General features: G+C 61.0%; 12 protein-coding genes. 4 read left to right on the top strand and 8 right to left on the bottom strand.

The window, feature by feature from the left end; genetic code table 11:
- Positions 1-283: 283 nt before the first annotated feature.
- The 6 genes from ACZY0Q_RS20250 to ACZY0Q_RS20225 form a co-directional block, all read right to left on the bottom strand.
- The gene (locus ACZY0Q_RS20250) at positions 284-1732 is read right to left on the bottom strand and encodes a MinD/ParA family ATP-binding protein (protein WP_463919590.1); all 1449 of its coding nucleotides are present in this window, start codon (positions 1730-1732) and stop codon (positions 284-286) included.
- Positions 1733-1859: 127 nt separating this feature from the next.
- Positions 1860-2138, bottom strand: coding sequence for a glutaredoxin domain-containing protein (locus ACZY0Q_RS20245; protein ID WP_069953121.1), 279 nt, complete (start codon positions 2136-2138; stop codon positions 1860-1862).
- 31 nt (positions 2139-2169) lie between these two features.
- A complete protein-coding gene (locus ACZY0Q_RS20240) occupies positions 2170-2676 on the bottom strand; it encodes a hypothetical protein (RefSeq protein ID WP_463919587.1) in 507 nt (168 codons plus the stop codon).
- Between the two features lie 75 nt (positions 2677-2751).
- On the bottom strand, positions 2752-2985 hold the full coding sequence (locus tag ACZY0Q_RS20235) for a hypothetical protein (protein WP_463919585.1): 234 nt from the start codon (positions 2983-2985) through the stop codon (positions 2752-2754).
- 511 nt (positions 2986-3496) lie between these two features.
- A complete protein-coding gene (locus ACZY0Q_RS20230; RefSeq protein ID WP_463919583.1) occupies positions 3497-3829 on the bottom strand; it encodes a hypothetical protein in 333 nt (110 codons plus the stop codon).
- Entirely contained in the window at positions 3822-4463 is a 642-nt protein-coding gene (locus tag ACZY0Q_RS20225; protein WP_069953124.1) for an AAA family ATPase, read from the bottom strand. The genes ACZY0Q_RS20230 and ACZY0Q_RS20225 overlap by 8 nt, the downstream gene beginning before the upstream one ends.
- Before the next feature lie 389 nt (positions 4464-4852).
- Here ACZY0Q_RS20225 and ACZY0Q_RS20220 point away from each other — a divergent pair, with 389 nt between their 5' ends.
- Positions 4853-5947 (top strand): hypothetical protein, encoded by a 1095-nt coding sequence (locus tag ACZY0Q_RS20220; RefSeq protein WP_463919580.1) that lies wholly within the window; start codon positions 4853-4855, stop codon positions 5945-5947.
- 87 nt (positions 5948-6034) lie between these two features.
- The gene (locus ACZY0Q_RS20215; protein WP_463919578.1) at positions 6035-6349 is read left to right on the top strand and encodes a hypothetical protein; all 315 of its coding nucleotides are present in this window, start codon (positions 6035-6037) and stop codon (positions 6347-6349) included.
- A gap of 866 nt (positions 6350-7215) precedes the next feature.
- On the opposite strand, the gene ACZY0Q_RS20210 is transcribed toward ACZY0Q_RS20215, so the two are convergent.
- On the bottom strand, positions 7216-9324 hold the full coding sequence (locus ACZY0Q_RS20210; protein WP_463919575.1) for a hypothetical protein: 2109 nt from the start codon (positions 9322-9324) through the stop codon (positions 7216-7218).
- A gap of 947 nt (positions 9325-10271) precedes the next feature.
- Positions 10272-10487: a hypothetical protein gene (locus ACZY0Q_RS20205; RefSeq protein WP_078107854.1), complete on the bottom strand. Its 216-nt coding sequence runs from the start codon at positions 10485-10487 to the stop codon at positions 10272-10274.
- Between the two features lie 251 nt (positions 10488-10738).
- Here ACZY0Q_RS20205 and ACZY0Q_RS20200 point away from each other — a divergent pair, with 251 nt between their 5' ends.
- Both ACZY0Q_RS20200 and ACZY0Q_RS20195 read left to right on the top strand, forming a co-directional pair.
- Positions 10739-11185 carry a hypothetical protein gene (locus tag ACZY0Q_RS20200; protein WP_463919573.1) on the top strand — a complete coding sequence of 149 codons (447 nt, stop codon included), beginning with the start codon at positions 10739-10741 and terminating at the stop codon, positions 11183-11185.
- The gene (locus tag ACZY0Q_RS20195) at positions 11186-11635 is read left to right on the top strand and encodes a hypothetical protein (RefSeq protein ID WP_463919571.1); all 450 of its coding nucleotides are present in this window, start codon (positions 11186-11188) and stop codon (positions 11633-11635) included.
- Positions 11636-11668 lie beyond the last annotated feature (33 nt).

The following is an 11668-nucleotide window of genomic DNA, read 5'->3' as shown; positions in this document are numbered from 1 at the left end:
GGTCCGGCAGCGGCAAGCGGCAAGCGGCAGCGGTCCGGCAGCGGCAAGCGGCAAGCGGCAGCGGTCCGGCAGCGGCAAGCGGCAAGCGGCAGCGGTCCGGCAGCGGCAAGCGGCAGCGGTCCGGCAGCGGCAAGCGGCAAAGTGAGCGGCGATATTTCATGGACCTGGACAGGCTGGCCGTGGCAAGCGGGATGGCTACCCCTGGGTCTGTTTGCACCAATGATAAAGCCGCCGTCCTGCGGAAGGGGTGCAGGACGGCGGCGGTTTGTTGGGTGCTGCGTGGTCAGAGCCCGTCGATGATGAGGGCGGCTGCGTTCATATAGGCTTCCTTGGTTTTGGTGTTGAGTGCTTCGTAGACGATTTCGTCACCGTCGTCCAGCGCCGGGTCGAATGGGATGACGACACAGTCCCGGACGTGGGCCTTCATGCCGTCGATGATCCGCTGGAGCCGTTCCGCGTTGGCGTTGGATGGCTGGTTGATGATTGCGATTCCGTTGGCGAGCTTGTCCTTGTGGCCCTTGGAGATCAGGTCGTCGATCGTGGCGAATGCTTTGCGGGCGCCGTCTTCCTTGTTTGTCGTGACGATAACGAGGATGTCTGCTGCGTCGGCGGTTGCTTCCCAGGTGGAGGCGTTGGTGGCGTTGCCGGTGTCGATCAGGGTCAAGTGGTAGAACTCCCTCAGCGCGGCGTGGGCGTCGCCGAAGGTGTCGCGGTCGATGCGGGCATGGTTACCGGCCTTGTTGGCGCTGGAGAGGACGTGGAACTTGTTCTCGCCCTGGGGCCGGACGTAGTTGACGAGCCGTTCGGCACCGCCGGGGGAGCGGACTTCGTCAATGTTGTCGAGCAGATCGATTACGGTGCGGTCGTGGTTGGCAGTTGCGGCGCGCTCGGCCAGATTGCCCTGGTTTTCGTTGTTGTCCCACGCGACGACGTTGCCGCCGCGGATCCGTCCGATGGTGGCGGCAAGCAGGAACGTGGTCGTGGTCTTGCCCACGCCGCCTTTGATGTTCATTTCACTGATGGTCTTGTGGCTGTCCAGGCCCCGCTGGATCGCGTTGCGCCAGGACCGGAGCTGCTGCTCACGCTGGCCGGGGCCAAGTTTTGTGAATAGGGACCGGTTCATCACGCCGCGGACGCCGATCTGGGCCGGGCCGGTCGGTGCAGGCTGCTTCGCGCGGCTGAATCGGATGGCTGCGGACTCGTCCGGGCCTGCAGGGGCATCCGCCCGTGCCGCCTTGATCTCCGGGGCGGGGGGAGCTGCCGGCGCCGCCTGTGGCTGACGGACGGGTTCGACGAGCTCTTCGAACTCCGCACCACCATTGGTTTTGATGTCCGCGACGTGAACGGCAACGGCCCGGTTCTGGCTGTTTGCGAGAAGCTGGGCATCGTTGAGTGCGGTTTCAATGCTCGGTACCAAGTAGGAGCTCTGTCCGGGGACCGTAACGATCCAGGAGTGGTAGTTCACTGTCCACTCAGCGGAAGGGACATCCTCTACCTCGTCTACAACAGATCTGTCCGCATGGATGATGATCGTGTTTCCAAGGGCGGGTTCCGAGGCCTTGTAGCCCTGCTGCTTGACCATGATGGACCCGCCTTGCAGGCTGGCGGTCTGGACGAGAACTTTATGGGCGTCTGACGCTGTCCTGGCCGGTATGGAGGTGCCGTGACGGTCGATGATGTTCGCTTGTGGGGCGACACTCATGGTGAGTGGATTCTGATGGTTCTCGCTCATTGTTTCCCTTCCTGAGGCGGAGTCTTGCTGTAGGAATCCGATCCGGGGCGGCCACGTGCATGTCAGTACCGGACATCGGAAAGGGCCGGCAGAGCGGGCGCTGCGCCGGCCCTTAGTGGTTTGAGGGTCAGGCGACGTCGGGGCCGTGCGTGGTGAAGGTGGCAGGGACGCTGGCTTTGAACTCTACGATGCTGGCTTTGACGCGTTCTGGCTGGAAACCGGTCCATGTAGCGGTGTCTGTGACGACGACGGGGAGTTGCTGGTGGCCGGCGGCCTTCAGCCGGGCCTGCGCTGTTTCGTTGTTGTCGATCATGACCGTTTCGTAGGCCACGCCGTCACGGTCGTAGAGGCGTTTGGTCATGGCGCATTGCGTGCAGCCGCGGCTTGAATAGATTTTGATGCTCACGGGCTCCTCCTTCTCGGGCATGAGTGCCGACCTAGAACGGGTTCTCGGTCTCGACGTGATCGTCTGCGTCCTCAAGAGCCGTGCTGACAAGTTCCTCGACGTCCTCGGCGTCGGCGTCGCCGTTGTCGATCCACCACCTGGCCCGGGTGATTGCCCGCGCCGGGACGAGGATCCGTTCCTCAAAGTCCTCGGCACTGAGCGTTTCGTCCGCGTCAACCGTCAATGCCTGCAGCGCCGTGGAAAGAAGCTCGTACCGGACCCGTGTCGCCCACGGAATCTGCTTCTCACTGCCCTCAACCGGCGGCAACTGGTGGTCTGCCTCGAACGACTCGGCCTCAGCCAATGCCTGGGCGTTCCGTTCCGCGAGCCAGGTTTCCCGGCCGGCGGCGTTTTCCTTTGTGAAGCACCTGCCGCAGATCCGGTTCAGCCCCAGTCCGTAGGCATGGGCCTTACGTCGGCCCGCCGGGACCTTGGACAAGTCAGCTGCCTGGGTGTGTCCGCACTTGTACTTGATGCTCACTGTCGTCGCGATAGCCATGCGTTCCTCCTTGCTCGTGCGATGAAGATCTATTCACCTCCAACGAGCCCACACGCATGTCTACCTACAAACGGTTCACATGTGTCTTCCTTGGAACCAGCTCACGAATGATGCGCCTGCCAGAAGCAGAACGCCCAGGAAGCCGTTACCGAAGTTCCCGGCAAAGATCCCCGCAAGCAGGAATATGATGCCGGCCACGCCCAGGGCCAGCTTGATCAGGCCAGTACCAAACCGTATCGGGTGCACAAAAATGTTCCACATCAAGCCCAGGAGCAGCACCACCGCTCCCCCACCAATAATCCAAACCATCGCTCACGCCCTCTTCCATCTAGGTCGTCTCATTTCGGTATGTCAGGTGGCACAAATGTGCCACCTGACATCTCGATCTGTGCTGCATCCTTCCACGCGGCAACGACAATTTCGTCCGTTATGGGTACTAGTGGCCAAGTTTGCTTTGGCCGTGGTCCAGTCGGTCGCAATGGCCTGCTGTGCGGCCGTGAGGGTGACCCGGTGCTGGCACACGGCAGCGGTGAGTTGATTCTCTATGCCGTCCTTCGGGTTCTGAACGTGCGTAGCGGCCCTCGGCGTTCGGATTTCGGGCCAGAGGTTCGAGGTGCTGCTTGCTCCCCCGAGTTCCAGAGGCACGATGTCGGCATCCGCTGGACTTAGTCCAGCCTCAGAAGAGCGTCACATTTCCGCTGGGCGCAGACGACCGCGAGGGTCCGCCGCAGATCAATACGAGTCACCAGCGATGCAACAACAATGAATGCACAGTGCAACCAAGGTCAGTCCGGAACTCATGGCACCCCGCCCCAGACCCTTACTTATCGAGGGCCGGCAAGAGGATCTTGTCGAAGACCCACTGGATACTCCGGTCTTCAGCCGCAGCCGCACTCCTGAGCTTGTCCAACGTTTCCTTCGTCATCCGAAACGTGTAGGACTTGTTCTTTGGTTCCTTCTCAATGGGTGCGGCAGTTTGAATTTGCGCCGGCAGCGCGACTGGGACCGGCGCGGGCGGATCGACTGGGACCGGCGCGGCCTCAGGCACCGGGAGCAGCGTCGCTGCCTGCTGGGCGAAAGCTTCGATTCTGGCTTCCTCATCCGGGCTGGTTTCACGCCGGCGGCGATTGGGGGTGGGGCGTGCGTTAGCCAAGGTTGATCATCTCCTGTACGAGTACCTGAATTTCGGCCTTGGCCTTGCTGTCGCTCCACTCCACGACTCCCCTACCGACTGGCATCACGTCCATGTAGGAACTGCGCTGGTAGATCGTGGTGTCGAACAGTGGGATCTCGGGGTAGTCACTGAGGATGTCGCGGGACTCGTCCAGACGCTTGTCCATGGCGTGGGTGGATGCCTGGGTGAACAGTCCACGGACTTCGAGTTCAGCATTGAAGTCCATGATTCCTTCGACCACCTTGACGAACTTAGGCAAAGTGTCGAGGTCCAGCGGAGATGCTTTCATTGGGACGATCAAAAGGTCGGACGCGGTGGCTGCTGTACGCAGCTCCTGTGAGTCATAACCGCCTGTGTCGACGATGACAAAGTCAGCACTTGCCTCAAGGTCCAGAAGAGTGGCGCGCAGGTTTCCCTTCTTCTGCACACCAATCACTGCTGGCAGATCCGGACTACGCTCCTCGCGGTCGGCGACCCAGTTCGTCGTGCTGGCAATGGGGTCCGCGTCCACAACGGTGACCTTTTTGCCCAGACGTGCCAGTTCGGCAGCCAAGTTGACCGTAAGTGTTGATTTTGAACACCCGCCCTTGAGCGAGCCGATGGTGAGAATCATGAGGTGCTTCCGTCCGCTGCAGTTTCGCTTAGTTGCATGCTAGTTGATCAGGTGGCCCTAACTCGTTCCATTCTTATTCGCAACAAACAGCGTTTCGGAATAGAACCAGATTGAAACTAGATCTAATCGTAATCACTTGCGAAATTGAATGCAACTTGTTTGCAACCAGAATGAAACTAGATCCAGACGCAGCCAGTTACAAAGTTGAACGTATCTTGTTTGCAACCAGAATGAAACTAGATCCAAACGCAGCCAGTTACAAAGTTGAACGCATCTTGTTTGCAACCAAACTGGTTGCAAACAAGAACGCAACCAAGCTCCTCGCGTGCTTTCCGTATTTCGTTTCGTTTCGTATTCCGTTCGGCAACGAAAGACGATATGATGAAACTATGGGCGAGAACATTTTTGAAATTGACGTGCGTACGTGCCGGTTTCCGGGGTGCCCGCGCCCCGTCATGGCTTCCCTAGCCAGCACCGGCCGGCCGCCGGAGTACTGCGATGACCCGACCCATACGCGCGCGTCGGCTTGGCGGGCGCGGCAGCGCCTCAGCGAAGACACCGCCCGCGCCGCCGAGACACGGCCCGTGGATACCGCGCGCCAGCGAGCCAGCGAGATCACCGGCCAGGTGACCGGGATGATCGAGCACCTCGGGCAGCAGCTGACGACGCTGGTCGAGGAGCTGCGCACCGTAGGAGACCCCGAGGCGGCAGAGGCACAGATCGAATCAGTAGCAAGCGAAGCCGCCGAGCAGGTGGCTACCGCGAACGCACGGGCCGCCCGTGCCGAGCAGGCTCAGCGCCGGGCTGGCGCCGAGAAGGACGAAGCCGATGCCGCAGCCGAGGAAGCAACTCGGCAAAGTGAAGAACTGGCTGAGGCGCTGGCCGGCGTCAACGCCGAGCTGGCCACCGAGCGCGAGGAGAAAGGCCGGCTTGCTTCCGAGCTCGCCGAGGCCCGTGTGGCTGCGGCGGCCGAGCGGGAGCAAGCTCAAGCCGAAGCTGAGCAACTACGGGGTGACCTGGAATCCACCCGGGCCCAACTGAGACAGGTTGAGCAGGAACGTGACGCAGTGACCCGACGGGCTGAGGCTGCGGAACGGGCCCGTGCCGCGGCAGAGCAGCAGGCAGGCGCCGCCGAGAGCCGCGCCAAGGCTGAGGAGGCGCGCGCCGGCCGCTCAGAAGCCGCGGCCGGCGAGGTGCGGGGACAGCTTGAGGGTGCCCGGGCCGACGTCGAGCACATACGAGAGACGATGGCCGACCTGCGCGGCACTCTGGCAACGTTGACCGCCGAGCGCGAAGCGGCCAGAGCCGACATCGAACGTGAACGCGTCCATGGGGACCAACGCGTTAAGGACCTCCACGACACCTACCGCCGCCAAATCGACCAACTGCGCGACGAACTAACCCAAGCCCGCGAGACACCGACCAAGGAACGCCGAACCTCTCGCCCGCGCACAGCGGGAGAAGGACAAAGCCCAACGGTGTAGCCCGCTGGCCCTCCTGTGTCTTTGGCCCTAGCTAAGGCGGTGGCGCGAATCCCGGGCACCGACGCGTTGCCGGGCTAGCCTTGAATGGTGAGCAGGTTCGAAACAGACCGCGACTTCCAAATGGACGGCACCATGTACGAACACGCCGACCGCCGGCCAGACCACACCGGACACACAGTCCACAGGTTCACATACAAGCAGGAACCGGAAGTAATCGCCCAGGTTCCCCTGGTTGACGGCGGACCCTTGGAAGTCCACGGGTACGCCACATTCTGGACTCAAGAAGAGGTCGATGTGGCCTGGACCGATGACCGTGGCAGCACCTATCAATGCTGGGTTCCCGCTTCACAGGTACGCCGGCCCTCGCCCGGCGAATGGCACGGAAACTACCTCCCCCGATAAGACAACTGTCCTCACGAGCCGGTGATCCAGTGATGAAACCGGAGGGGGCATCGTCCAGGAACAGCTGCGCCACCTCAGCGAACTCTGAACAACCCAGGCGGGTCACGCCGGTTAGGCCCGTCACGAACATCGGAACAGTATCCGGCGCTAGCGGCCTGTTACTCCTGCAATGAGTCCCAATTAGACAAGTAGGAGCAAATATTGGCCCGTTTGGGGGTTGAGTAGGATCCGTGCAGCCATTAGCGCTAGGCAGGATCTGGCTTGTCCTGGATGCATTTGACCCCTATCGCAAACGACCGTCTGCGATAGAACCCCGCAGCCTCATGAATACACGGGATTTCTGGCAATAAGACGCCCCCAAAAGCCATAACAAAATCAACCTAACAAAACGCTCTCGCCTTGAAGTGTCGTGATAGACCGCAGGGCGGCCCGGCCATACCCAGAATCTCCAGAACGACAAGGACTTTGGCCGCTTAGCGTTACTGGCGACGCAGATACTACTCAACCCCAAGCTGCGGGAGGCACTCAGTGGCCCGATCCAACGGGTGGAGGAATTTCTGGCCACCTGCCGCGGTAGCAGCCGGAACGCCGTCAGGCCGTGACTACTGTCAGGCAACCAACTGGCAACCATCCACGGTCTGAGCGGACAGCCCTCGCGGAGGATGAGACAAACAGCCGGAAAATCGCTCGAGGAAGCGTCTCATAACCAAAGTGCCTCATAACGTATGGCTTACAAGGCAAAGCAGCTGGCACTTCATTCCACCTCAAGGCCCCGACCAGCGCACCTGACCCCTCAGCGCCGGATACAGTTCCGACGCTCGCGACGGGCCGGACACGGCTGCTGTCCCACGGCGGGACAGTAGCCGTCAAACGCCCGTGGTAGCGAGGAGTTCAGGCACAGGGAGCACTTGTTGCACAAAGGTCGGTTGGGGCCCAGGAGGCTGGATGCGTGACCGGCTTGGTGCGGGGAGCCCGAAGCGCGCACGGTGGCGTTCCCAGGAAGCGATGGTGGCCTGCTGCAAGGGTCCAGGCAAGGCTGCGAAAGCGGCGGCGCGTTCGGTTGTACGCAGGAGGACCTCGTCGGGAGAGAGTGTTTCGCGCCACCGGGCGTAACGGACAGGCTCATTGATGCCTGCGCCTGTGCGGCGGGTCGCGATCTGTGCTTTGAGTGCTTCTTGGGCAGTGAGCGGGAGCCTTTGGAAGGCCCGGGCGTGGTGTTCCTGGCGTTTCCGGCGTTCTTCCTCCGGCAGAGTATCCCACCAGCCTTTGTAGCGCGCGTGATCTTTGGCTAGGGCACGGCGGCGCTGTGCCGCCCACGTTCCTGATTGCCGCTGGCGGTAGGCCTGCCGCTCGGCGTCAATCTGCTCTTCGAGCCGGTCAGCTTCTTCCGCAGCAGCTGTTGCGTGCTCAGGGGCAACCGTGCTGGTGGCACTCCATGTACCGGCGTCGTCGCAGAGGGCAAGACCGGCGGCCGCGAGAGCCGTGAGGGCAGAACGTCCGGTACGGAGGGTGCTGGGGCTGGCAGGAGTGTTCAGGAGCTCGGGCAGGGCAGCAGAACGGCAGAGGGGGGCAATCGCGGAGGGCCCGTTCTGGCGGAGTGTTTGCCAGAGGCGCCGTGCGGTGGGGGGCAGGGGCAGCCAGGTGGAGGAGCGGGGGAGGGGGGCGTGACTACGAGGTGGGGAGGATTCCAACACAGCTGTACCCTGTGCCGGAATCAGTTCAAACTCGAAGCTGCCGGTCTCAGGCGATGCGGGGTTCAAGGTGTCTCTGTGCAAGGTGCCGAGTTTGCCGTCGATGAAGCGCAGGGCTGCGCGGATCGCAGGGCGGGAAGCGATGCCCGTGTCCAGGACGAGGTTTCTCTCCGGAACCGGGACACGGAGTACACCGGTCCGTTCGATCCTGTCCAGGACGGCGTGCGCGACGGTGGCGAGGGTGTCTCTGCGTCGGACCGGGTACTCCCACAGCAGCACGTGCAGTCGCCGCCTGGCAGCGTCCACTATGGCCAGCACCTCCGGTGAAGCCTGATCAGCTGACCGGGCGGCCGTCGGGTCAGCTGCGAAGAACGTCGTGAGGTCCTCTACACAGTGGTTCCAGACGTTGTTCACCCAGCGTCTCTGGTTCAGGCAGGCTTTGGGCATCGCGGACGGGTGCGCGGCGGACACGGCGTTCCAGGCTTGTGCGGGTGTGTAGCCGGCGACCACCATCTTCTTTGTCGCGATCAGCTCAAACGTCGACCCTGAATGGTCCATGCCGCCGATCACCGGCCGGGTCCCGTGTGTAAGGTACTCGTCCCAAACATCCGGCAAAGTGCGGCCGCCTGGGACGGGGGAGGGGAGTGCCGCGCGGAGCCAGGAACCGGATCCGTCGCGCGCGGCCGTCTGGGACACGGAGGATCGGGAACGCTGGGACACACGCGCTATGTCACCATGGCTCCGTCGTCCAGTGCGTTTCGCGGCAGGGACGTCCGGGCAGGACCGCAGCGCCTCCCACAGGACCCGAGCACCGCCCAGAACAGTCGTGGTCGCACCGGTACGGTGCGGGGCGCTCAGCGGGCGGACCGCCGTACGCACATCAATGCTGGAAGTGTTGACGCGGAAGCTCTTGCGCAGCTGTGCGACGTACTCCCGCAGGGCCGGGAGTGTGGCGACGTCGACGTGAATGAATATGTGGTGCCTTCCGGCGGCGCCGCCGGAAGGGCGCACCAGGTGCCAACGGCTGTGTTTGACGGCCCAGTCGGCCACGAGGTCGGTCACAGCGTCACCGCGTTTACCGGACAGGTCAACGTCGACCACCCGGAAGTCAGATCGCAGTCTGCCAAACACCGTTGCGATAGCACGGGTGCCGACCCAGCCGAGGGCAGCATCCAGCGAACCGGCCAGCAGCCCGGGGACAGCCACGTTCGAGGCGTCCAGGGCCCGCCATGAGCCCGGCTCGAACAACGCCTCGTCAAGGTGGTTCAGCGGACCTTGAGTCATGCCGATCCATCAATGGCTAAGGCGCAAAATCGCATGATGGGGGAGCCGGCGATGAGCGGCGTCAAGGCAGTCCATGCCTGGACATGGACTGAAGATTTGTCCGAAACGCCGCGCGTGTCGGTGGGCACAGCCGTACCCAAAAAAGGGTGTGTGTGTATGATGGAGTCATTCCTAAACAGGAGCGGACATGAAAATGCCGCTGTTGTTCAAGTAGCTGGAAACTAAGAAACTTGCCGGGATCAGAGTTTCTGGCTACCGATTGATTAGCAGTCAAGGCCCGCCTAGTGCGGGCCTTTTCTTTTAAGAGGCCACGCGGAAAGCCTCCTCTTGGACTGGTCTTGGGCCTAGCTGAGCGAAGTCGAAACTCTCGATCCACTCAATGACGCGCTCGGTGGTGAGTGGTCCGGGCTTGCTGCAAGCGGAATCAGCGATTGCTTGGAGCTTCACCCAGTGCTCGGGGTCAAGCTTCACTGCCACGGTGTGGCGGTCCTTGCTTCCAGGAAGCGGAGGGCGTCCAGGGCCTTGTCGAGTTGCCATGTGATTGACGCTAGCGAATTTAAATAAAAAGGTTGGCGGGTGACACGCCGGACGCTAGCGAATTTAAATAAATAGGTTTGGCGGGTGTCACGCATGTGTGGGAATTGGATTCTCTGACTTGCACATGCCGATGGTCGGGACGTAGTGCGGTTTTGGCTGCGAGTTCCTGTAGGCGGCGCTTTCGGGCCGCCCTGCGCGACACGGACACGAATACCGGGTGCAACGGATGTTGACCCAGCCAAGACTGGCTGTACGATAGGGACCAAGTTCCTTTCACTTGTGGAAGGGTACGAAAAAATCCACCCACTGGGTGGGTGTTGAATAAAGTTCAGATCGGTGTCCGCCAAGATCAGGATCTGAACAACAAAACTTTTTCGAAGTTAAGGCCCGCGAAAGCGGGCCATCTTCGTTTAACCGGCCTTATCGATAGGCAAAGCCTCCTGGTGCATACCATCAAGCTTGTTGGGGAGCCCGGCCGCGCGGTCGATCAGCGCGCCGACATACTCGCCGAAGGACATGTTGTACCGCTGCATCGCCCTCCAGGCTCGGTAATGCTGGTCTGGGAGCACAAGACAGTTCAGTGGTGCCCTCTTCCCAATCAGCTTGGGTGCGCGGTATTCCTCCATGTAGACCACCCTAACCCCGGCTTAAGAGAACCTGTAGATATACAGAACGTGTCGCGATGGCGGCGATCGCGCCCCCAGAGAGCAAGCAAGCGACAGCCTACATACATGCTCCGCACATGCACACCTCAATAGTTGCGCACTGCCTGTACGCTCCGGATGGCATCAGGTAACATTTTGTGTCAGCTGTCAGCCTGCCCTATGTGGCGGTCTACACCACAAGCAGCTGACCTCGGCTGAAGGAGCTTTTAACGATGGCACATGGGGGCCGCAGCGTGTTTCTTACGCAGCAACAGAAGAAAGAACGGCTGGCGGATCGCATGGGCATCCTGGTGGATATCTGGGAGTCCGACAACAACACAGCGCTGACTTACCCTCATGTCGAGGAAGCACTTTCCACCCACGGAATCCACCTGTCGCGAACCCGCTGGTCCTACTTGATCAATGGCACTGGCAGCCTGGTGACAGATCAAGAACTCCTAAAGGGCATCGCTGAGTTCGTTTTTGACGTGCCGGCTACTTATCTGTGTGATCTCAACAGTGAGACTCCGCCCGAGGTCGAAGCGCGGATGGAGTTTCTTGTCCAGATGCGAAAGCTCAAGGTGAAGAATTTCGCCGCGAGAAACCTGGGAGCGACTTCGCCGGAAACTCTGAGGACGATCACTAAAATCATCGATGCATCGATGAACGGTGACGAGTGAATGGCTCTCCCGCCGGTCCAGGAAAAGGTTCGTGAGTTATGCGGAGTTGGCACGACATCGATGAAGGAAGTTGTTGAGCGCCTGACCGTGATCTGTGAGAAGCCGATCAATCTGATCGAGTACAAGGAATCCTGGGGAGCGCTGACGGCCTTCAAAGCCGAATTTGACGATCGCATCAACGTGTATTTTCCCCCGCAGAACTCGCTGCAATACAAACTTCACTGCATTTATCATGAGCTCGGACACATCTATTTGGAGAGCTTTCAAACTCCCTTGGCTCTGCCGTCCCTCTCGGAAGAGATGCTGAGGGAAACCGCAGACGCAATTAACATCAGCTGCCGAGCCGTTCCGAATCATCCCGTAGAACGGTGGGTGGAGGATTTCGCTTTCGAGATGTCGAAGAAGACCCGCGGGAACAGCTCGTCCGATCCCGATCCGTTCCTCTGCTGAGCCATGCGACTACTCCTTTTTGCGCTGCTGAGC

The sequence above is a fragment of the Pseudarthrobacter lactosi genome (assembly GCF_055412785.1).
The sequence above is the reverse complement of the archived record's forward strand: the minus strand, read 5'-3'. Positions and strand labels throughout refer to the sequence as shown.